Annotated in this window: 19 protein-coding genes and 3 pseudogenes; 16 read left to right on the top strand and 6 right to left on the bottom strand. The window is 70.0% G+C overall.

The window, feature by feature from the left end:
- Positions 1–248 (top strand): annotated as a pseudogene (locus tag J7E87_RS15945) (2-oxoacid:ferredoxin oxidoreductase subunit beta); the annotation flags it as partial.
- A gap of 52 nt (positions 249–300) precedes the next feature.
- Here J7E87_RS15945 and J7E87_RS15940 read toward each other — a convergent pair.
- Positions 301–705, bottom strand: coding sequence for a helix-turn-helix domain-containing protein (locus J7E87_RS15940; protein ID WP_215094376.1), 405 nt, complete (start codon positions 703–705; stop codon positions 301–303).
- A gap of 101 nt (positions 706–806) precedes the next feature.
- Between J7E87_RS15940 and J7E87_RS15935 the strand changes: the two genes are divergently transcribed.
- From J7E87_RS15935 to J7E87_RS15910, 6 genes are all read left to right on the top strand, one after another.
- Positions 807–1,667: an SDR family oxidoreductase gene (locus J7E87_RS15935; RefSeq protein ID WP_215094374.1), complete on the top strand. Its 861-nt coding sequence runs from the start codon at positions 807–809 to the stop codon at positions 1,665–1,667.
- A 172-nt stretch (positions 1,668–1,839) separates the two neighbouring features.
- Positions 1,840–2,835 (top strand): EamA family transporter RarD, encoded by a 996-nt coding sequence (gene rarD, locus J7E87_RS15930; protein WP_215094372.1) that lies wholly within the window; start codon positions 1,840–1,842, stop codon positions 2,833–2,835.
- A 137-nt stretch (positions 2,836–2,972) separates the two neighbouring features.
- Positions 2,973–3,815, top strand: a complete 843-nt coding sequence (locus J7E87_RS15925; RefSeq protein WP_215094370.1) for a hypothetical protein — start codon at positions 2,973–2,975, stop codon at positions 3,813–3,815.
- A gap of 77 nt (positions 3,816–3,892) precedes the next feature.
- On the top strand, positions 3,893–4,342 hold the full coding sequence (locus J7E87_RS15920) for a VOC family protein (RefSeq protein WP_215094368.1): 450 nt from the start codon (positions 3,893–3,895) through the stop codon (positions 4,340–4,342).
- A gap of 294 nt (positions 4,343–4,636) precedes the next feature.
- Positions 4,637–5,953 (top strand): M28 family metallopeptidase, encoded by a 1,317-nt coding sequence (locus J7E87_RS15915; RefSeq protein ID WP_251017529.1) that lies wholly within the window; start codon positions 4,637–4,639, stop codon positions 5,951–5,953.
- Positions 5,954–6,130: 177 nt separating this feature from the next.
- Positions 6,131–6,709: an NAD(P)H-dependent oxidoreductase gene (locus J7E87_RS15910; RefSeq protein WP_215094364.1), complete on the top strand. Its 579-nt coding sequence runs from the start codon at positions 6,131–6,133 to the stop codon at positions 6,707–6,709.
- Here the strand turns inward: J7E87_RS15910 and J7E87_RS15905 are convergent.
- The 5 genes from J7E87_RS15905 to J7E87_RS15885 all read right to left on the bottom strand — a co-directional run bounded on the left by J7E87_RS15905 (position 6,699) and on the right by J7E87_RS15885 (position 12,421).
- A complete protein-coding gene (locus J7E87_RS15905; RefSeq protein ID WP_215094362.1) occupies positions 6,699–7,685 on the bottom strand; it encodes an ABC transporter permease in 987 nt (328 codons plus the stop codon). The two genes, J7E87_RS15910 and J7E87_RS15905, sit on opposite strands and share 11 nt — an antisense overlap.
- Positions 7,672–8,634, bottom strand: coding sequence for an ABC transporter ATP-binding protein (locus tag J7E87_RS15900; RefSeq protein ID WP_215094360.1), 963 nt, complete (start codon positions 8,632–8,634; stop codon positions 7,672–7,674). Before J7E87_RS15900 ends, J7E87_RS15905 begins: the two co-directional genes overlap by 14 nt.
- A gap of 133 nt (positions 8,635–8,767) precedes the next feature.
- Positions 8,768–10,012, bottom strand: a complete 1,245-nt coding sequence (locus J7E87_RS15895; RefSeq protein ID WP_215094358.1) for a DUF2092 domain-containing protein — start codon at positions 10,010–10,012, stop codon at positions 8,768–8,770.
- A 210-nt stretch (positions 10,013–10,222) separates the two neighbouring features.
- Positions 10,223–11,236: a CHRD domain-containing protein gene (locus J7E87_RS15890; protein WP_215094356.1), complete on the bottom strand. Its 1,014-nt coding sequence runs from the start codon at positions 11,234–11,236 to the stop codon at positions 10,223–10,225.
- Positions 11,237–11,410: 174 nt separating this feature from the next.
- Positions 11,411–12,421, bottom strand: coding sequence for a polyprenyl synthetase family protein (locus J7E87_RS15885; protein ID WP_215094354.1), 1,011 nt, complete (start codon positions 12,419–12,421; stop codon positions 11,411–11,413).
- 185 nt (positions 12,422–12,606) lie between these two features.
- Here J7E87_RS15885 and J7E87_RS15880 point away from each other — a divergent pair, with 185 nt between their 5' ends.
- The 9 genes and pseudogenes from J7E87_RS15880 (at position 12,607) to J7E87_RS15840 (ending at position 21,851) form a co-directional block, all read left to right on the top strand.
- On the top strand, positions 12,607–14,604 hold the full coding sequence (locus tag J7E87_RS15880) for a CocE/NonD family hydrolase (protein WP_215094352.1): 1,998 nt from the start codon (positions 12,607–12,609) through the stop codon (positions 14,602–14,604).
- 176 nt (positions 14,605–14,780) lie between these two features.
- On the top strand, positions 14,781–16,013 hold the full coding sequence (gene fahA, locus J7E87_RS15875; protein ID WP_215094350.1) for a fumarylacetoacetase: 1,233 nt from the start codon (positions 14,781–14,783) through the stop codon (positions 16,011–16,013).
- Entirely contained in the window at positions 16,010–16,693 is a 684-nt protein-coding gene (locus J7E87_RS15870) for a GPP34 family phosphoprotein (RefSeq protein ID WP_215094348.1), read from the top strand. The genes fahA and J7E87_RS15870 overlap by 4 nt, the downstream gene beginning before the upstream one ends.
- A gap of 128 nt (positions 16,694–16,821) precedes the next feature.
- Complete coding sequence (locus tag J7E87_RS15865; protein WP_215094346.1) at positions 16,822–17,598, top strand: GntR family transcriptional regulator; 777 nt, start codon at positions 16,822–16,824, stop codon at positions 17,596–17,598.
- 39 nt (positions 17,599–17,637) lie between these two features.
- Entirely contained in the window at positions 17,638–17,871 is a 234-nt protein-coding gene (locus J7E87_RS15860; RefSeq protein WP_215094344.1) for a ferredoxin family protein, read from the top strand.
- A 31-nt stretch (positions 17,872–17,902) separates the two neighbouring features.
- Positions 17,903–18,530, top strand: a pseudogene (locus J7E87_RS36475) (ABC transporter substrate-binding protein); the annotation flags it as partial.
- A 3-nt stretch (positions 18,531–18,533) separates the two neighbouring features.
- Positions 18,534–20,708 (top strand): annotated as a pseudogene (locus J7E87_RS15850) (fumarate reductase/succinate dehydrogenase flavoprotein subunit); the annotation flags it as partial.
- A gap of 168 nt (positions 20,709–20,876) precedes the next feature.
- A complete protein-coding gene (locus J7E87_RS15845) occupies positions 20,877–21,485 on the top strand; it encodes a Uma2 family endonuclease (protein WP_215094342.1) in 609 nt (202 codons plus the stop codon).
- A 171-nt stretch (positions 21,486–21,656) separates the two neighbouring features.
- On the top strand, positions 21,657–21,851 hold the full coding sequence (locus J7E87_RS15840) for a hypothetical protein (protein WP_215094340.1): 195 nt from the start codon (positions 21,657–21,659) through the stop codon (positions 21,849–21,851).
- Positions 21,852–21,940 lie beyond the last annotated feature (89 nt).

Below are 21,940 nucleotides of genomic sequence, written 5' to 3'. Positions count from 1 at the left end.
CCGAGAACGAGAGCCGGATCCTGGTCCACGACGCGCACAGCGCCAGCCCGACCACGGCCTTCGCACTCTCCCGGCTCGCCGACCCGGACACCCTGCACAACACCCCCATCGGGGTACTGCGCAGCGTGGAGCGGCCGGTCTACGACACGATGATGTCCGACCAACTCGACACCGCCATCGAGCAGAACGGCAAGGGAGACCTCGCCGCGCTGCTCGCGGGCAGCGACACCTGGACCGTCGTCGGCTGAGCGCTACGCACCGGCTGAACGTCAGCCATCTGTCCGAGGCCCGGATCTCCCGTCAGGGGGTCCGGGCTTCGCCGTACGCGGCACCCCGCTCCTTCGCCTCGTCGTACCGGGCACGCGCGGTGAAGACCTCGTCCACCCGCTTCTCCGTCCAGCGGGCCAGCCCCCATACCTGCTCGGCGGCCTCCGTGCCGAGCTCGGTCAGGGAGTAGTCGACACGGGGCGGGATCACCGGCTTGGCGTCGCGGCGCACAAAGCCGTCGCGCTCCAGGGTCTGGAGGGTCTGGGCCAGCATCTTCTCGCTGACGCCGCCGACCTCCCGGCGCAGCTCGCTGAAGCGGTACGAGCGATCCCGCAGCGCGGCGAGAACGAGCACACCCCAGCGGCTGGTGACGTGCTCAAGGATCAGACGGGAGGGGCACATCGCCCGATTGACGTCGGGGTCTCTGCTTACGGCCATGCCAGTACCTTACTTCAAAGTGGGTACTTTCCATGAGTTAGTGCCAGCCATAGGGTGAGTCTGGAAACGCATTGAAGGCACCACAAGAGGAGAAATCACCCATGAGCATCGTCGTCACCGGAGCCACCGGAGCCCTCGGCCGTCTCGTCGTCGACGAGTTGCTCGCCACCGTCCCGGCGCGCCAGCTCGCCGCCGTCGTCCGCGACAAGGAGAAGGCCGCGGACCTGGCGGCGCGCGGCGTCGAGGTGCGCATCGCCGACTACAGCGTTCCCGAGACGCTGGCGGGGGCCTTTCGCGCCGGTGACCGCGTGCTGCTGATATCCGGCAGCGAGGTCGGACAGCGGGTGCCGCAGCACACCGCCGTGGTCGAGGCAGCGAAGGCGGCGGGCGTCGCGCAGCTCGCGTACACGGGCGTACTGGGCGGTCCCGACGCCGACTTCGAGCTGGCCGCCGAGCACAAGGTCACCGAGCGGCTGATCCTCGACTCGGGCCTGCCGTACACCTTCCTTCGCAACGGCTGGTACACGGAGAACTTCACCGAGAACCTCGCCCCGGTCCTCGCACACAACGCCGTCGTCGCGAGTGCAGGCGACGGCCGGATCGCCTCGGCCGCCCGCGCCGACTACGCCGCCGCGGCGGCCGCCGTGCTGACCGGTGAAGGACACCTGGGCAAGGCGTACGAACTGAGCGGCGACACCGCCTGGTCCCTCGCCGAGTACGCAGCCGAGCTGTCCCGGCAGACCGGCCGGAGAATCGCGTACAACAACGTCCCGGCCGAGGCGCACCTGGGAATCCTCACGTCCGCGGGCGTGCCCGGGCCGTTCGCCGAGATCCTCGTCGACGTCGACGCGGCGGTCGGGCGCGGGCTGCTGACGGGCACGACGGGCGACCTGGCGCGGCTGGCCGGGCGCCCCACGACGCCGCTCGCCGACTCGGTCGCGGCCGCACTCGCCACGGCCTGACCGACTCGCCGTCTGCACCTGCTCGCCGGCCGGCCCACTGACCGACCGGCCGGCCGGCGAACGGGCCGAGGGACCAAGATCCGTCATGACCGTATGGCGATACGGGCATGACAGCCCGGCCCTGTGCCGCGTACCTTCTTCGTGGTGACGGGCACAGGGCGGGGGAGGGTCAGTGAAGTCGGACGGTGAACAGCGGGCAGGACTGCTGTACGGGATCGCGGCCTACGGGATGTGGGGCCTGGTCCCGCTCTTCTGGCCGCTGCTGAAGCCGTCGGGAGCGATGGAGATCCTCGCTCACCGGATGGTCTGGTCGCTGGCCCTCGTCGTCGTCGCGCTGCTGGCGCTGAAGCGGTGGGGCTGGGTACGGGAGCTGATACGGCAGCCCCGCAAGCTGGGACTGATCACGGTCGCCGCGGCTGTGATCACCGTCAACTGGGGCTTCTACATCTGGGCCGTGAACTCCGGCCATGTCGTCGAGGCCTCGCTCGGCTACTTCATCAACCCGCTGGTCACCATCGCGATGGGCGTGCTGCTGCTGAAGGAGCGGCTGCGCCCGGCGCAGTGGGCGGCGGTCGGCACCGGCTTCGCCGCGGTGCTCGTGCTGGCGATCGGATACGGGCAGCCGCCGTGGATCTCGTTGGTGCTGGCCTTCTCGTTCGCGGCGTACGGCCTGGTCAAGAAGAAGGTCAACATCGGTGGGCTGGAGTCGCTGGCCGCCGAGACCGCGATCCAGTTCCTCCCGGCGCTCGGCTTTCTGCTCTGGCTCGGCGCTGACGGCTCCGCCACCTTCGGGACACACGGCGCGGGACATGCGGCGCTGCTCGCCGCGACGGGAGTGGTGACCGCGGTGCCGCTGGTCTGCTTCGGCGCGGCGGCGATCCGGGTGCCGCTCTCGACGCTGGGGCTGCTGCAGTATCTGGCGCCGGTCTTCCAGTTCCTGCTGGGGATCCTGTACTTCCACGAAGAGATGCCGGCCGAGCGGTGGGCCGGCTTCGCGCTGGTGTGGCTGGCGCTGACCTGTCTGACCTGGGACGCGCTGCGAACGGCACGGCGTACGAAGGCGGCGGCACTGCGGCTGGCCGCGGCGGCGCCTGCCGCTGCTGTTCCAGTTCCTGTTCCGGCTCCGGCTCCGGCTCCGGCTCCGGCTCCGACGCAGCCCACCGCCTGACGCCTCAGTCCCCCGGGCAATTAACACTCGATCGGCTCACCTGCCGGGCTGGGCGCAGGCCCCCACCCCTCGACCGGTGCTACCACCGGAGGTACAGGTCCCAATGTGTGCGGGCCCCGGAGCGGAGTGAGTGCGTCATGTCGCAGCCCCTCGCCCAGCCCCTCGTCCCGTCCCTCGCCATTTCAGTCGACTTCGGACAGGGGATCACCGAGGCGTGGTCGGCAGTGGCCAGGTTCGTGCCGAAGCTCATCGGCTTCCTGGTCATCCTGCTCATCGGCTGGTTCGTGGCAAAGCTGCTGGCCCGGGTCGCCGACCAACTCCTGCGCAGGCTCGGCTTCGAAAGGCTCGCGGAACGCAGCGGGGTCGCCAATGCCCTTCAGGGGTCGAAGTACGACGCGACTGGGATCATCGCCAAGATCATCTACTACGGGATCCTGCTGATCGCGCTCCAGTTGGGCTTCGGGGTCTTCGGACCGAACCCGGTCAGCGGCATGATCAACAGTGTTGTCGGGTGGCTGCCGAAGGCGATCGTGGCGTGCGTGATCGTCGTGGTGACCCTGGCCATCGCACGCGCGGTCCGCGACATCGTCCAGGGGGCGCTGGGCCAGACCTCGTACGGCAAGGTCCTGTCCACGGCGGCCTGGGCGTTCATCGTGTCGCTCGGCGTGATCGCGGCCCTCGGCCAGGCGGAGATCGCGACCTCGGTGACCGGCCCGGTGCTCGTCGCGGCGCTCGCCGCGATCGCGGGCATCCTGATCGTGGGCGTCGGCGGCGGCCTGATCAACCCGATGCGCCGACGCTGGGAGCAGTGGCTGTCGATCGCCGAACAGGAGGCGGCCCGGGCCCGCGGCACCACCGGCGCGTACGAACGTGGCGGCCCGGACACGACGGCGGGTCGGCCGCCCACCGAGCGGCGTCGCACCCGCCCGCCAGGACGCGTGAGTCCGGCGGACGAACCGGAGAACATCGACCCGATGTGAAGGGAGCCGCGCCCCGGACGTGGAGCGGCCGACCGCCGAGCGCCCCCGCGGCTCATGTAACCAATATAAGTGGTTACATGGCCCTGCACTGGAAGCTCGTCATCGATACGTCCGACCCGCACGAGCAGGCCGACTTCTGGGCCGAGGCGCTGGGCTACGAACTCGAGGACCACAGCGTGCTCATCGAGCGCCTGCGCGGATACGGACAACTACCGGAGGGATCGACGACCCAGTGGCACAGCCGGGACGCCTGGCGCGACTACGCCGCCGTCCGGCATCCGGACGACCCCTTCGACAAGGACAGCGGTATGGGACTCGGGCGCAGGATCCTCTTCCAGCGCGTACCGGAAGGGAAGACGGCCAAGAACCGGCTCCATCTCGACCTGCACGTCTGCGCGGAGCAACGGGAGGCGGAGGTCGCGCGCCTGGAGGGCCTGGGGGCGTCCGTTCTCTACCACGTGGACGAGCCGATGGGCGTCTGGACCACCATGGCCGACCCCGAGGGGAATGAGTTCTGCGTGGAGTAGTAGACGTGCGCGAGACCCCGATCGGATCCCAATCGGATCCCAATAGGACCGCGCTCGGACCGCGCTCGGACCGCGCTCGGACCCCGCGCGAATGCGGAAGAGGGGAAGCGGTCGTCCGCTATGTGAACCCCCATGACCGATTTCCGCCCTTGACGGTTAGTCAAACTCTCGCTGAACTCACAGCACGCACTGCGCACCTCCAGCTCCAACGCCCTGGGACCCGCCGTTCCAGGGCGTCTCGCACGTTCCGTCCTGTCCCCGTACGGAATTCGGAGCCCCCACGTGACCCCCCATCTGAAGCTCTCCATACCCAGACGGACCGCCGCGGCCGCCGCGCTCGCCCTCGCCGGACTGCTCGCCTCCGCCGCCCCCTCAGCGACCGCGGCCCCCGCCGCCCCGGCGCCCGCGCTCGCCGCCCCCGACATACCGCTCGCCAACGTCAAGGCGCATCTCACCGAGCTCCAGTCGATCGCCACGGCCAATGGCGGCAACCGCGCGCACGGCCGGGCCGGGTACAAGGCGTCGATCGACTATGTGAAGGCCAAGCTGGACGCGGCCGGATTCACCACATCGCTCCAGCAGTTCACCACCAGCGGCGCCACCGGCTACAACCTGATCGCCGACTGGCCCGGCGGCGACGCCAACTCCGTCGTCATGGCCGGCGCACACCTGGACTCGGTCAGCTCGGGTGCGGGCATCAACGACAACGGCTCGGGCTCCGCAGGCACACTCGAGACCGCCCTCGCCGTCTCCCGCGCCCAGCTCAAGCCGGTGAAACACCTGCGGTTCGGCTGGTGGGGCGCGGAGGAGCTGGGCCTGGTCGGGTCGAAGTACTACGTCAACAACCTTCCCGCGGCGGAGCGTTCAAAGATCGCCGGCTATCTCAACTTCGACATGATCGGCTCCCCGAACCCCGGATACTTCGTCTACGACGACGACCCGACGATCGAGAAGACCTTCAAGGACTACTTCGCGGGCCTCGGCGTCGCCACCGAGATCGAGACGGAGGGCGACGGCCGCTCCGACCACGCCTCGTTCAAGAACGTCGGCATACCGGTCGGCGGCCTGTTCACCGGCGCGAGCCGTACGAAGTCCAGCGCCCAGGCCCAGAAGTGGGGCGGCACGGCCGGCCAGGCCTTCGACCGCTGCTACCACTCCTCATGCGACTCCAGCACGAACATCAACGACACCGCGCTGGACCGCAACAGCGACGCGATCGCCCACGCCGTGTGGGCCCTGTCCACCGAGCCGACCGTCCCGCCCGGCGACATCTACGAGAACGCCGCCGACGTCGCCATCCCGGACAACGGAGCAGCCGTCACCTCCACCGTGACCGTCTCGGGCCGCACCGGCAACGCCCCGGCCGCCCTCAAGGTCGGCGTGGACGTCAAGCACACCTGGCGCGGCGACCTGGTCCTCGACCTCGTGGCCCCCGATGGGACGGCGTACCGGCTGAAGAGCGCCAGCGGCAGCGACTCGGCCGACAACGTCATCGCCACGTACACCGTGAACGCGTCGAGCGAGACGGCGAACGGCGCCTGGAAGCTGCGCGTCCAGGACGTCGCGGCGCAGGACACCGGCTACATCGACAGCTGGAAGCTCACCTTCTGACGGCGCCTTCCGACCGCGTCTTCCCGACCGCGCCTTCCTGACGGCGCCTTCCCGACCGCACTTTCCGCGCATCACCTCCGACCGCCACCCCCCACCGACTGCATGCGTGTGCATATACTGCGCACGCATGCAGTCATCTTGTGAGTGCTCGAGTACGTATACGAGGGGGCGTCGATCGTGAGCCGGAAGTTCCTGTTCCTGCTGGGCAGCAGCCGCACAGGCGGCAACACCGAGGCGCTCGCCCGGCTGGCCGCCGAACAACTGCCGACCGGGACGGAGCAGCGCTGGCTGAACCTGTCCGACCTCCCGCTGCCCGACTTCGAGGACCTTCGCCACGAGGGCGAGGGCAACTACCCTGCCCCCACCGGGCACGCGGCCACCCTGCTGGACGCCACGCTGGAGGCGACCGACCTGGTGATCGCTTCGCCGCTGTACTGGTACTCCCTCACCACCAGCACCAAGCGGTACCTCGACCACTGGTCGGGCTGGATGCGGGTGCCCGGTGTGGACTTCAAGCCGCGCATGGCCGGCCGCACCCTGTGGGGCGTGACCGCGCTCGCCGACTCCGACCGCTCGGCCGCCGACCCGCTGGTCGGGACGCTGAACACCATCGCCTCGTACATGAAGATGGAGTGGGGCGGTGTGCTGCTCGGCAACGGCTCGCGCCCCGGCGACGTACTGAACGACATCCGGGCGCAGACCGAAGCCAAGGCTTTCTTCGCGCCGCGTACGCCGGTCCCTCCGGCTACGCCGTGATGTCCTTCGCCGTGAAGCGCGCCCACGCCGCGGACCCGAACACCGCCACGTACACCCCCTGCAGGCCGAGGTTCTTGACCACCTCGTCCCAGTGGACGGGCTCCCGCATGAGGTCCGCGAAGGACAGCCAGTAGTGCGGGAAGAGGTAGGGGTGGATCCCGTGCAGCTGCGGAATCGTGTCCAGGATCTGCACCGTGATCAGCAGTCCGACCGTCGTCGCCATCGCCGCGATGCCGCTGCCGGTGAGGGTCGAGACGAACAGGCCGAGCGCCGCGATGCCGGCCAGCGAGGCCGCTACGACGACCGCGACCAGTGCGGCCCGCAGCAGCCCGTCCCCGAACGAGATCCGGGTGCCTGAGATGGTCACGACATCGCCGAGCGGAAAGAGCAGCGCTCCGACCGCGAGCGCCGACCCCGCCACGACCAGGGTCGCGACCAGGCAGAACGCGCAGGTCGCGGCGTACTTGGCGAACAGCAGCCGGGTGCGCCCGGCCGGGGCGACCAGCAGATAGCGCAGGGTGCCGGAGCTCGCCTCGCCCGCGATCGCATCGCCCGCGACGACGCCGATGGTCATCGGGAGGAAGACGGGCAGGGTCGCGGCGAGCGCGGCGAAGACAAGGAACAGGCCGTTGTTGGTGATCTGCGTGATGAAGGCCGGGCCCTGCCCGCCGCCGTCACCGACCGGACCGCCGTCGCTCGTCTCGATCTTCACGGCGATGCCGATCAGTACGGGCACGGCGGCCAGCACGCCCAGCAGCGCGAGCGTCCGCCAGCGCCGCAAGGTGGTGGTCAGCTCGGAGCGGAACAGCCCAAGCGTCCACAGCGGGCTGGGGCCGCGAAGCGTCCCGGCCGCGTCAGCCGTCCTGGTCGCGTCAACCGGACCGGTCCCGTCGGCCGTCGCGTTCGCATCCGCCGCCCCGGTCGCGTCAGCCGTCCCATTCGCCCCGGCCCCCTCGACCTCCTCAACCCGCGACATCGAATCCCTCCCCGGTCAGCGCGACAAAGGCGTCCTCCAGTGAGGCGCGCTCGATCCCGAACCCTCGTACCCGTACACCGCCGTGCACCAGCGCGGCACTGAGCTCCGCCAACTCCACATCCGCGCCCGGCAGCTCACCGGTCACCCGGTCCTGCTCGACGCTCAGCCCGGTGACACCGAGCTCCTTGAGCAGCCGGGCCGCGTCCCCCGTGTCGGGCGTGACGACGGCCAGCCTGCCCCGGGCGCCCGCCGCGAGATCGGCGACCGGCCCCTGGGTGAGCAGCCGTCCCTGAGCCATCACCGCGGCATGCGTGCAGACCTGTTCGATCTCGTCGAGGAGGTGGGACGAGAGAAAGACGGTGGTGCCATCGGCCGCCAACTCCCGTACCAGCCAACGGATTTCCCGCATGCCCTGCGGATCGAGGCCGTTCGTCGGCTCATCGAGCACCAGAAGCCTGCGGGGCCGCAGCAACGCGGCCGCGAGCCCGAGCCGCTGCTTCATCCCGAGGGAGTACGCCTTGGCCTTCTTGCCGGCGGCCGAGGTGAGCCCGACCCGGTCCAGCGCGGCGGCGACGCGGGCGCCGCGGGTACGCGGATCGGCACTCGGGTCGGCGGAGTCGTACCGCAGCAGATTGTCCCGGCCGTTCAGGAACCCGTACAGCGCGGGCCCTTCGATCAGCGCGCCCACCTGCGGCAGCACCGTGCGCACGGCGCGCGGCATGGGCCTGCCGAGGACGGTGGCACTGCCCGCGGTGGGGTCGATGAGTCCCATCAGCATCCGGATGGTGGTGGTCTTGCCCGATCCGTTGGGACCGAGGAACCCGAAGACGCTGCCGGCGGGGACGGTGAGATCGAGCCCGTCGACGGCCAACTGGCCGCCCCGGTAACGCTTGGTGAGACCTCGCGTCTCGATGACCGTCTCGACGCCGGTCTGCATGGCGGCTGTCATTCCGGTCCCCCGTTCACTCGGGTCAGCGCTCCGCCCCACCGTACGGAGCGTACGGCGGGGCGGAGGTGAGTGCGCGTTCTGTCCTGTGGGCTACTGGGCCAGTTGGGTTACTGGGCCAGTGGGGCTGCTTGGATTACTTGCCCTCGTTCGCGGCCTTCACGAGTGCGTCCTTGGTCACGGCGCCGACGTAGACCTTGCCGTCGTCCGTCATCAGCGCGTTGACCAGACGGGTCTTAAAGACCGTGCCCGAACCGAACTTACCGTCGACCTGGTCCCCCAGCGCGTTCAGGAACTTCTCGGCCTCCGGCGGGACTTCGCCGTCCTTCGGCGCGCCGATTCCCTCGCCGCCCGGCATCTCGATCTTGGCGATGGAGGTCCAGCCCTCGCCGATGATGTTCAGCCCCTGGAAGTCCTCCATGCCCTTGAAGTCCTCGTGGTTCTTCGCGCCGCGCTCCAGGCCCTTCTCCTTCTCCAGTTCGTCGGCCTCGGTCACCTTCGCGCCCTTGGGCGGGGTGAAGTCGAAGGTGGACGCGGCCGGCTTGGAGAAGTCGACCTTGGTGAAGCCCGCGTCGATCGCGGCCTTGCCGCCACTGCTCGGGGTGAGCGTGAACTTCAGCGGCACGCCGTTCTTCGCGTCCACCGCGATCTTGATGGAGCCGACCGTCGAACCGCTCTGCTTCGGCTTGATGACCAGCTGGTACGCATCACGGCCGGCCACCTGCGCGGTACCGCCCACGGTCACCGACGTGGTCTCGTCCGCGGCCTTCAGCGCCTCGTCGGCAAGCTCCTTGGGCGTGGTCGGCAGATCCTTCGGCGCGGCCTCGCGCTCCTTGCCGGGACCCGTGCCGGAGCCGTCGTCCTTGGCGTGGAATGCCTCGTTCGACGCACTGTCGTACGCCCAGACCTCGCCGCTGTTGTGGATCACGCTGTACTCGGCGGTGTCCTCGAGGATCGACACCTTCTGCTTGTCGGGGCCGTCGGCCGCGACCCGCAGGGTGTGCGAACCGGAGGCCAGCTCCAGCAGCTTGCCGTCCGGCGACGCGGCCGAGCCCGACTCCCCGCGCTCGCCCCCCGGGGCGAGAGAGCCGCCGCCCAGTTCGGCGAGGCCGCCCAGGGACGGAATGCCGAGGTCCGTGTTGATCTTCACCGTGCCGGAGAGCTGCTGGGTGTCCGACGCGGCCATCTTCTCGATGAGTTCCTGCGCGGTGATCTTCGGCAGATCGGGGTCACCGGAGGCAGCGAGCGCCGGGACGAGCCCGATGGTCGCCGCCGCCACCCCGGCCACCGCGACCGGGACGATGTAGCGCGTTGCCCTGCGGCGGCCCGCTACGAGGTCCTTGGCCTCTTCGGTGGTCTGTGCGCTGTCGTTCGGTGCCATGGTGTGCCCTACCTCCGTGGTTGGTCAGGGGTGGTGTATTCATCTGACCAAATGGGGCGTACAGAAGCGTCAGACCGCGGGAGCAACTTGGCGTACTGCTCTGGGATGACAGTAGGGCGCTGCGCGTCCCCCAACCAGTAGGGGTAGGGGAGGCGCCGCGCCCTCTGCCCCGGTCACCGCCGAGCGGCGGTCACCGCTCGATGAAAGCGGCTACTTCTGGACGAAGACGTAGTCCGCCCCGTACGGGACCCCCACGATCGAGCCCTGTTCACAGCTGCCGGCCGGCGCGACGCCGCCCACCGTGTTCAGCCGGAAGATCTCCTGGGTGTCCGCGAACAGCCCTCGCTTCTTGCCGGACTGAGTCGCCTTGAGGTCCAGCTCGGCGATGTTCTTGTCGCCGTTCGGCGTCTTGCTGATCAGCTTTCCGGTGACGGCGCTGTGGTCCTGCGCGATCCACTGCGGCGTACCGGAGTTGGGGGCGACGAAGGAGTGGGCGATGTACCCGCCGAGCGCGGCCCGGACGTCGCGCTGCTGGAAGGAGAACTTGCCGTCGTCGCCCTTCTTGCACTCGTAGATCTGCTTGCCCTTGACGACGGAGGCCTGGAAGTTGTCGAGTGCCGCGGCGAACGGGAAGGAGCCGGTCACCTTGTGGAACTGGCCGCGAACCGCTCCGCCCGGGAACCCGGCGGTGTGCAGATTGGCGTAAAAGCCGTTCGGGTCCGTCTTGAAGGCGTCGAGCACGGCTTTGTCCTTGACCTGGACGGTGCCGGTGACCGCGCCCGCCCAGCCCTTGGTCTTGGTCTTGCCCTTGCCGAGCAGCCCGGTGAAGTCGACCTTGATGCCGCCGTTGGCGCCCTTCGCGCCCTGGTGGATATGGAGGGCGGTCGGCTTGTCGGTGCCGCGCCACTTCACGGCGACCGACACCTTGTCCCCCTTGACCTTCACAAACTCCAGCGCTGCGCCGTCGCGGTCGCCGACGGCGGGTCCACCCTGCACAGGCACCTCGTTGGCCCCGTTCAGGCTCGCCACGAAAAGGGAGGCGCCGCTGTCCGAGCCGCTGCCGCCGCTCTGGACGGCGATGCCCGCGCTGCTGTCCGCCTGCCCCGAGTGACCGGCGGCGGAGCTGCTGTTGTCGGCGGCAAAAGCCGGCAGGACGGCGAGGGTGACGCCGGCCGCGGCAGCGACGGCGGTAGTACCGATAAGGATGATCTTAGTGCGCTTCATTGTGAAATCCCCCGTACACGACGCCAACGCCCATTGCGTCAGCTTCTGGGCATGGATACGGAGTCGATCCGAGGTTAGACTCAATCCAAGAGTGTGACCTGTGTCACAAGCCTCAGAGGGATCCCGGAGCGAGCCCCGGCCGTGGTACTGGGCCGGTCAGCGGCACTGCGGCGGTCAGCCCGCGCGGTGGACCACCGCGTCGCAAAGCTCCTCCAGGGCGGCCTTCGCATAGCAGTCGGGCAGCGGAGCGAGCATCGCCCGCGCCTCCTGCGCGTACCGCACGGTGTCCCGCCTGGCCTGCTCCAGCGCCGGGTGTGAACGCAGCAGTCGCAGCGCCTCGGCATGCCGGTCGTCGTCCGTCAGATCCCCGTCGAGCAGGGCGACGAGCTCCAGATCCTCCGCCCGCCCCTCGGCCTCCGCCTGCGCGCGCACATGCAGCACCGGCAGCGTCGGGATGCCCTCGCGCAGATCCGTGCCGGGCGTCTTGCCCGACTCGTGCGAGTCGCTGGCGATGTCGAGTACGTCGTCGGCGAGCTGGAACGCCACGCCGAGCCGCTCCCCGTACTGGGTGAGGATGTCCACGACACCCTCGTCCGCGCCCGACATCATCGCGCCGAACCGGCCCGAGACCGCGATCAGCGAGCCCGTCTTGCCCCCGATGACATCGAGGTAGTGCTCGACCGGGTCGCGGCCGTCGCGCGGCCCCGCCGTCTCCAGGATCTGGCCGGTGACCAGCCGCTCGAAGGCCTCCGCCTGGATACGGACGGCCTCCGGGCCAAGGTCGGCCAGTATGTGCGAGGCCCTCGCGAACAGGAAGTCGCCGGTCAGCACCGCAACCGAGTTGCCCCAGCGGGCGTTGGCGCTGTCCACGCCGCGCCGCACATCGGCCTCGTCCATCACATCGTCGTGATACAGCGTCGCCAGATGGGTGAGCTCGACGACCACGGCCGAGGGCACCACACCCGGCGCGTACGGATCACCGAACTGGGAAGCGAGCATCACCAGCAGCGGCCGGAAGCGCTTGCCCCCGGCTCGTACGAGGTGACGTGCGGCCTCCGTGATGAAGGGCACCTCACTCTTGGTGGCATCGAGCAGTCCCGCCTCGACAGCCGCCAATCCGGTCTGGACATCGGCCTCAAGAGCCTGGTCCCGCACGCTCAGCCCGAACGGCCCGACGACGGTCACGAGGGGATCTCCTGTCTGCTGACGATCACACGGATTGTCGATGTGTCGCTGGAATCACTCAAGTCAGCGTATCCGGTCGCCTTTCGATCACCGTGGGCGGCTTCCCGCCTCCCCCGGTATGTTCGTGATCAGTCCGTACGACCACGAGTGGCCCCTTTGCCCGGAACATTCGCTGAGGTCATGCCATGCACATCCGCACCTATTTCCCGTACGAGACCGCCCACGAGGACATCCGTATCGCGATGCCGGACGGGACGAGGCTGTACGCGCGGATCTGGCGGCCGCTGACCGACGAGCCCGTTCCCGCCCTGCTCGAGTATCTGCCCTGCCGGCTGACCGACTGGACCGCGCCACGCGACTGGCAGCGCCACCCCTGGTACGCGGGCCATGGTTACGCCTCCGTACGCGTCGATGCGCGGGGACACGGCAACAGTGAGGGCCTGCCCGGGGACGAGTACGACGCGACCGAGCGGGCCGACGGTGTCGAGGTCGTCAACTGGCTCGCCCGGCAGCCGTGGTGCACCGGCCGGGTCGGCATGTTCGGCATCGGCCGGGGCGGCGTCAACGCGCTGCGGACAGCCGCTCTGGCACCCGAGCCTCTCAAGGCGGTCGTCACCGTCTGTTCGACGGACGACCGCTACGACAATGACGCGCACTACATGGGCGGTTCGGTGCTCGCCGCCGCCATGCACGCCCGGGCCGCCGCCATGCTCGCCCTCGTCTCCTGCCCGCCGGACCCGCTCTTCGCCGGCGACCGGTGGAGTGAGATGTGGCTGAAGCGGCTGGAGGCCCTCGCCCCCTTCATCCACACCTGGCTCGGCCACCAGATCCGTGACGACTACTGGCAGCAGGGCAGCGTCCGCGAGGACTACGCCGCCATCGACGCGGCGGTTCTGGCGGTGGGCGGCCGGCACGACCCGTACCGGGACACCGTGCTGCGGCTCGTCGAGCATCTGCCGCCCGATCGTGTACGGGGCCTGATCGGCCCGTGGTCGCACCAGTACCCCGACCGGGGCATGCCGGGTCCGGCGATCGGTTTCCTCCAGGAGACGCGTCGATGGTGGGACCACTGGCTCAAAGGCGCTGACACCGGCGTCATGGCCGAGCCCCTGCTGCGCTCCTGGATCAGCGGGTCGCACCCACCCGCTACGAGCTACCCCGAGCTGCCGGGCCGCTGGGTCGGCGATCCCGCGTGGCCCTCGCCGCACATCACGCTCGTCCCGTACGCACTCCGGGGCGGACCGGTGATCGTCCGCTCCCCCCAGCACACCGGAGTGGATGCCGGCAATTTCCTCCCCCGCGGCAACGACGCCGACCTGCCGCCCGACCAGCGCGAGGAGGACGCCCGCTCCGCCTGCTTCGAATTCCCGGTCACCGGCGACCCGGTCGAGATCCTGGGCCGCCCCCGCCTCAGCCTGCGGCTGCGCATGGACGTGCCCTACGGCCAGGCGATCGCCCGGATCTGCGACGTCGCCCCGGACGGCGCCTCCACCCTGGTCACCCGCGGCGTCCTCAATCTCTCCGCGCGCCACGGCCGCGAGCGCGCCAACGCCTGGCCGGCCGGCGCGACAGAGGACGTCTCCCTCGAGCTGAACGGCATCGGCCACACCTTCCCGCCCGGCCACCGCATCCGGCTCGCCGTCTGCTCCGCGTACTGGCCGTGGATCTGGCCGCAGACCGGCTCGGCCGGCTTCACGCTGGACCCGGCGGGCTCCCGCCTCGAACTCCCCGTACGCCGGACCGGTGAGAGCGCAGCGGACGCGATCACCTTCGAGGAGCCCGAGCAGTCCGGGCTACTGCTCGTCAGCTCCCCCGCCACGCTCGACGAGCAGCGCCCACAGCGGCTGGTGGTCCGGGACGTCGCCAAGGGCGAATGGCGGCTGGAGGTCGACCCCCGCAACGGGGGCACCCTCGTCTACCCGGACGGCCTGGAGTTCACCCAGGAGGCGCTGGAGACGTACACGATCCGCCAGGACGACCCGCACTCCGCCGCCGCCCGCTCGGACTGGGCCATCCGGCTGCACCGGCCGGAACTGGCCTGGGACGTACGGATCGAGACGCGCTCCGAAATCACCTGCGACGCGGCCGACTTCATCACGTCGAACGAGGTGGTGTGCAAGGACCACGGCGAGGTCGTCTTCCACCGCACGTGGGAGAAGCGGATCCCGCGGATGGCCGGCTGACAGCGGGTCGGAGCCGGTCCTCCCGGCCGGTCCGGGCAGGTCCTCCGGGCCGGTCCGGGCAGGTCCTCCGGGCCGGTCCGGGCAGGTCCTCCGGGCCGGTCCGGGCACAGTGCCGCCGCGGGGGGGACGTCCACGTAACGTGTGCCCCACACCCGTGGAAAGCGAGGCAAGCACCGATGCCCGAGCAGAGCCCGCTCGATCTGGCCGACGGCGATCCCTTCGGCCCGCACAACCTTCCGTACGGCGTTTTCACCACCGCCGACGAGCCCGACCGCCGACGGCTCGGCGTCCGCATCGGCAATCATGTCCTCGACGCCGGGGCGGCGGCCCACGTTCTCGGCTCCCCCTACGCCGTGCTGCTGGCCCGGCCGAGCCTCGACCCGCTGCTCGCGGCGGGCCGCACCGCCTGGCGCGACGTACGCCGCGCGCTCACCGCCTGGCTCACCGTGCCGGCCCACAGGCAGGACGTGGAGCCGCTGCTGCACCCGCTCGACTCGGTCACGCTGCACCTCCCCTACGAAGTCGCCGACTACGTCGACTTCTACGCGAGCGAGCACCACGCCACCAACGTCGGCAGGATCTTCCGGCCGGACGGGGACGCGCTGACCCCCAACTGGAAGCATCTACCGATCGGTTACCACGGCCGCTCCGGCACCGTCGTCGTCTCCGGCACGGACGTGGTACGCCCCTGTGGCCAGCGCAAGGCGCCCGCCGACGCCGCACCCGTCTTCGGCCCGTCGATCAAGCTCGACATCGAGGCCGAGGTCGCCTTCCTCGTCGGCGCCCCCTCCGAGCTGGGCAGGCCGGTGGCCCTCGGAGACTTCCGCGAGCATGTCTTCGGCCTCTCGCTGCTCAACGACTGGTCGGCACGCGACATCCAGGCCTGGGAGTACGTCCCGCTCGGACCGTTCCTCGGCAAGTCGTTCGCCACCTCCGTCTCCGCCTGGGTTACCCCGCTGGAGGCCCTTGACGCGGCGAGGTCCGCCCCGCCCGCCCGCGACTTCGATCTGCTCCCCTACCTCGACGACTCCGCCGAGGAAGAGCCGGGCGGCTTCGACCTGCACATCACGGTGGCGGTCAACGGCCATGTGATCGCCGAGCCGCCGTTTTCCACCATGTACTGGACGGCCGCCCAGCAGCTGGCCCATATGACGGTCAACGGCGCCTCGCTCCGTACGGGCGACCTCTACGGTTCCGGAACGGTCAGCGGCCCCGAGGTCCACCAGCGCGGCTCGCTGCTGGAGCTCACCTGGAACGGCCGGGACCCCTTCGAACTCCCGGAGGGCAAGCGGACGTTCCTGGAGGACGGCGACGTGGTGACGATGACCGCGTGGGCGCCCGGTCCGGACGGCACCCGGGTGGGCCTGGGCGAAGTGACCGGCCGGATCGTACCGAGCGTCGTGCAATGACCGAACTCTCCTTGCCCGAGGAGCTGTTGCTGCTCGCCCTCGACCCGGTGACGGGCCGTCGGCACTGCACCAGGCGCTATCTCCAGTACGGGCTGGCCGGCGCCGCCCTCGCCGAGCTGGAGCTCCAGGGCAGGATCACCGAGGCACGCGGCCGGGTGACGGTGGTCAACCCCCTGCCGCCGCAGGACCCGCTGTCGGCGCAGATCCTGGCGAGCCTCCCGGCCCCGCGCAAGAGCCGGTTCGGCGACGGCGTACGTGCCCGGCCCTGGGTCAGGAGCACCGGGCGGAGAGTCGAAGAGCTGTGCCTGTACCAACTGGTGGGCCGCGGTGCGCTGCGGGTGGAGACCCGCCGCTTCCTTGGTCTCTTCCCGTACCACCGATACCCTGCGGCGGCCGACGACTGGTCGGCGCCGGTGCGTGGGCGCTACGCCGAGTCGGTGGCGGCCGGCTTCCCGGACCGCCGCAGCCGGCTGCTGGCCGCCTTCACCGCGGCGATCGGTCTTGCCAAGGTGCTGCATCCGGGATTCGGGTCCCGGCGGGAGCGCGGCGCACTGCGCGTTCTCGTACGGGAGGAGTGGGCACCGCATGCGGTGCACCGCGCCGTTCAGCAGGACAAGCAGTCGGGGAGCGGCGGGGACGGCGGCAGTGACGGCGGTGGAGGCGGGGGCGGCGGCGACTGACGCCCCGGGGGTGGCAGATCTTTCCCGCTGACCAGCATCACTGCAGGTCAGCCGGGTGTTCCAGCGGCCGCTGGTGGCGCAACACTCTGGCAACACCACTGTCGACACAGCGTCGGTATGGTCCCTCCATGCCAGCCGAACGTATCCGTGAGCACACCGTGCCGGTCGCCGCCGCCCGACGGCGGCGGCTGCGCGCGGACCAGGCGCGGCAGCTCGCCGACCTGCTGCGCCACCAGGTGCGTACGGGCGGCTTCCCCGGCGGCGTGCTGCCGCTGGAGGGCACGATCGGCGACGACTATCGCGTCTCCCGCAACACCGTCCGACAGGCGCTGGATCTACTCCGTACCGAGGGTCTTGTCGAGCGCCAGCCCGGCGTCGGCACGGTCGTGGTGTCCGAGAAGTACCCGCACGGCCTGGACCGGCTGCAGGGCCTCGCCGAGACCCTCCACGAACACGGCGACGTCACCAACGAGGTCCGTACGGTCGGCCCCGTCCCCGCGCCCGCGCCCGCGCCCGTGGCCCGGCGACTCGGCCTGGCGGACCACGCCGACGTCCTCTACATCGAGCGGCTGCGCCGGCTGAACGGTCTGCCCCTCTCCCTCGACCTCACCTACATCCCCCTCGACATCGGCGCCGGTCTGCTCGGCTGCGACCTGGAGCACACCGATGTGTTCCGGCTGCTCGAGACCCTGACCGGGCAGCCGCTGGGCACGGCCGAGATCACGCTGGAGGCCGTCAACGCCGACGTGCACTCCGCCGCCGTACTGCAGGCACCGCGCGGCGCGGCCGTGCTCATGCTCGAACGGCTCACGCATCTGTCCGACGGACGCCCCGTGGACCTGGAGTTCATCCGTTTCCGCGGCGACCGCATCACCATGAGCGGGCTGCTCCACCGCTCCCTCTGACGCCCCTGTTCACCCTCACCCCTTTTCCGGGAGACAGCCATGCCTCTGGCCCCCCAGCGCGCCGACGTGCCCGTGACCATCGACGAGTCGAAGTGCATCGACGGCTGCACCCTCTGCGTCGACATGTGCCCGCTCGACTCCCTCGCCATCAACCCGGACAGCGGCAAGGCGTACATGCACGTCGACGAGTGCTGGTACTGCGGCCCGTGCGCGGCCCGCTGTCCCACGGACGCGGTCACGGTCACGGTCAATATGCCCTATCTGCTCCGGTGAAGCCGGCAAAGGTCGAGAGGTCCGAACTCCCATGACGCGCAAGGTACTTCCAGCTTCTCTTGCCGTCCTGCTGACCGTCCGCTCGCCGCGGGCTGTGGCGGCGACGCGAATGCGGGCGACTCCGGCACGGTCACCGTGACCGTCGGCTACCAGTCCAAGACCATCAACACCGTCACGGCAGGCACGCTGCTTCGCTCCCTGGGCTACTTCGAGCGGGAGCTCGCCGCGCGCGGCAAGCGCGACGGCATCACATACAAGGTGAAGTGGCAGGACTACGCCACGGGCGCGCCGATCACGGCGCAGATGACCGCCGGGAAGATCGACATCGGCTCGATGGGTGACTTCCCGCTGCTCATCAACGCGGCCCGGGGCAAGCAGCTCAACCGGCCCACCAAGCTCGTCTCCGTCACCGGCTACAACCTGCGCGGCGCCCTCAACACAGTGGTCACCGGGCCCGGTTCGAAACTTCTCTCGCTGGCGACCTGCGCGGCAAGAAGGTCTCGACGAGCGTCGGCTCGGCGGCCGACGGGACGCTCGTACGGGCGCTGCAGCGGGCGGACATCGACCCGGAGAAGGACATCCGCAAGCTCAACCAGCAGCCCGCGGTCGGTGCGTCGGCCCTCCAGGCGGGCAGCGCCGACGCGCTCTCGCAGTTCGTGGGGGGCCGGGCTGTAGGAGCCGTGGGCTTCAACACCCGTACAGGACAGTTCGTTTCCGTCCGCGCGGGGGCGGTGATCATCGCCACCGGCGCCTGCGGCCGCCTCGGTCTCCCCGCTTCCGGCTATCTCTACGGCACGTACCAGAACCCCACCAACGCCGGCGACGGCTACGCCATGGCCTACCACGCCGGCGCCGACCTCACCGGCATCGAGTGCTTCCAGATCAACCCGCTGATCAAGGACTACAACGGCCCCGCCTGCGCCTATGTAGCCAATCCCTTCGGCGGCTACCAGGTCAACCGGCATGGCGAGCGTTTCGTCGACTCCGACTACTGGTCGGGCCAGATGATGGCCGAGTTCGCGGCCGAACTCGCCTCCGACCGCGGCCCGGTCTATCTCAAACTCAGCCATCTCCCCGAGGAGTCCATCAACGCGCTGGAGGGCATCCTGCACTCCACCGAACGCCCCACCCGCGGCACCTTCCACGCGAACCGCGGCCACGACTACCGCACCCACGACGTCGAGATGCACATCTCGGAAATCGGGCTGTGCGGCGGCCACTCCGCCTCGGGCGTACGCGTCGACGACCACGCGCGTACCACCGTCCCCGGCCTCTACGCCGCCGGTGACCTGGCCTGCGTCCCGCACAACTACATGATCGGCGCGTTCGTCTTCGGCGACCTGGCAGGCGCGGACGCCGCCCGATTCACAGCATACGAAGGGGAGTTGCCCGCCGACCAGCTGCGCGAGGCCCATGAGCTGATCTACCGGCCGCTGCGCAACCCGGACGGACCGCCGCAGCCCCAGGTCGAGTACAAACTCCGCCGTTTCGTGAACGACTATGTCGCCCCGCCCAAATCCGGCGCCCGTCTCTCCCTCGCTGTCGAGCACTTCGAGCGGATGCGCGGCGAGATCGCGGAGATGGGCGCGCAGACCCCGCACGAGCTGATGCGCTGCGCCGAGGTCAGCTTCATCCGCGACTGCGCCGAGATGGCCGCCCGTTCCTCGCTCGCCCGTACGGAGTCACGCTGGGGCCTCTACCACGAGCGTACGGATCACCCGCGGCGCGACGACGAGGACTGGCTGCACCACCTGGACCTGCGTAAATCACCGTCCGGGGCGATGGAGTTCACCGCCCGGCCCGTCGCCCCCTACCTCGTCCCCGTCGAGGAGTACGCCCCGACCGGCGGCGCATCGCGCCATCTAGGCGAGATCCACCCGGAGCAGGTCTCCACCGCGGGACTCCGCGACGTCGCCCCCATCGGCTCCGGCGTCCGCACCGCGGTCCTGCAGGACGCGACCACCGCCTCCCACTCCCCCCGCATCCTGGAACTGCTCAGCCTCACCGAGGACGAGCCCGAACTCCCCGAGCTGCGCCCCTTCTTGACCGACCTGGATCCCGCCGTGCGCCGCGCGGCCATCGCCGCGCTGACCGAGACGGTGCCGGCGGGCACCGGACCCGCGCTCGCGGCGGCCCTCGCAGACCCGGACGGTGGCGTCCGTACCGCCGCCGCCGCGTCCCTGCGCGAGCTGGTCGAAGTCCTGCCCCCGGAGGCCGAGTTGTCCCGGGGCCTCACCGGCGCGCTCGGCAACGACGACCCCCAGGTCCGGGCGGCCGCGCTCGACACACTGCGGGCCCTGCGCCTGGGCGACGCCGCCGCCTACGCCCGTACGCTCGACGACCCGGACATCGAGGTCCGCATCGCGGCCGTGCGCGCCCTGGTCTCGCTCGACGCCCTCGGCGTCGTCGCCCGCGCCACCGCCGACCCGGCCCGCGAGGTCCGCGTCACGGTGGCCCGCAGCCTGACCGAGCCGGGAGCCCTCGCCCCCCTGCTCCAGGACCCGGACATCCTGGTCCGCGCGGCCGCTCTCGCCGCCCTGTCCACCACCGGCTGCCCCGCCCCGTACGACACCGCGGCCGTCACCGCACTGACCGCCCCGGCCTGGCAGATCCGCGCGGGAGCAGCTACGGCTCTGGGTGCGGTGGATCCGGAACTGGCCGTGCCCGCCCTGGCCAAGGCGCTCGGCGACCCGAATGCCGACGTGCGCAAGGCGGCGGTCCTGTCCCTGCTCCGCCACTCCACCACCCCGGAGGCCCGCGCGGCCCTGTCCACGGCAGTCCAGGACCCGGACGCGGACGTACGCGCGTACGCCGGCCGGGCGGCTGCCCCGGCCTGAGCGGCAGCAGATCAGATGGGCGCGCGTGATCATTCCGGTCGCGGACGCCCACGGTGACGGAGGGCGCGTCAACGGCGCGTGATTCGTTCACACGTGCGTGGGGGCCTTGTCCCGTTCCCTCCGGATACGCTGATCAGACCCGCGAGACTCCGTCCCATGGGAGCACTGATGAGCGTCGAACCCCAGGCCTCGAAGCCCAGCTGGCCCGTCCCGCCCGTGGGCGGCTGGACGGCCGACGACCTGGACCGGCTTCCGAACCTGCCTCCGCACACGGAGCTGATCGACGGGAGCCTTGTCTTCGTGAGTCCGCAAACCGTCTTCCACATGCGCGCGGTCAGCTTCTTCGAATGGCAGCTGCAGTCGGTCGTTCCCGAAGACCTTGAGGTCTGCCGGGAATTCACCATCGACATCGACCGGCAGAACAGGCCGGAGCCCGATGTGTTCGTCGTGCGCGGAGAGGCCATCGAGGAATCGGATCAGACCCGGTTCCCGGCCGAGTCCGTCATGCTGGCCATCGAGGTCGTCTCCACCGACTCCGTGACCCGGGATCGCGAGACCAAGCCGGTGAAGTACGCACGGGCCAAGATCCCGCACTACTGGCGAGTGGAAGACAACGAGGGTCAGGCCGTGGTCTACGTCTTCGAGCTGGAGCCGACCACGGGCGCGTACACCAGCACCGGCATCTTCCACGACCGGATGAAGGTCTCCGTCCCCTTCCCCGTCGACCTTGACCTCACCCAGATCAAGCCCCGCCGGAACAGGGCCGCCGAAGAGTAGCTGAGGTTCCGTAGATGAAGTCGATGCCATCGGCGGATGCCGTCTGGACGTCCGCATATGCCGTGGAGCCGTCCGGGTAACCGCGATTGATCGCGTCGGCGACCGGTTGGCAGGGCGCCGGGGTCGGTCGGCGACGAGTCCATCACGTTCACCACGTCCTCCACATGGAGAATGCCGGACGAGGACGGACTGACCGAAGACGTCGCGACAACTACCTTGGTCCGCAGCGGTGCCGTGACCCTGTCGTTCGACCTCGGCGACACCTATCCGTCCGGCTTCCCGAAGGGGAAGCGAACCATGCCGAGGATCGATCCCGAACTCATCGCCCGCCAGGTCGCCAAGGTCCAGGCAGCCCAAGGCACCTGAGGAATTCCATGCGAAAGTTCATGGTGGACAGCCTGTACAGGCCTGGACAGCCGTCAGACAGTCACCGTACGCATCGGCTTCATCACTGT

The organism is Streptomyces sp. ISL-1, assembly GCF_018614585.1.
GTDB classification, from domain to species: Bacteria; Actinomycetota; Actinomycetes; order Streptomycetales; family Streptomycetaceae; genus Streptomyces; species Streptomyces maoxianensis.
This window is presented reverse-complemented; position numbering and strand designations above follow the sequence as displayed.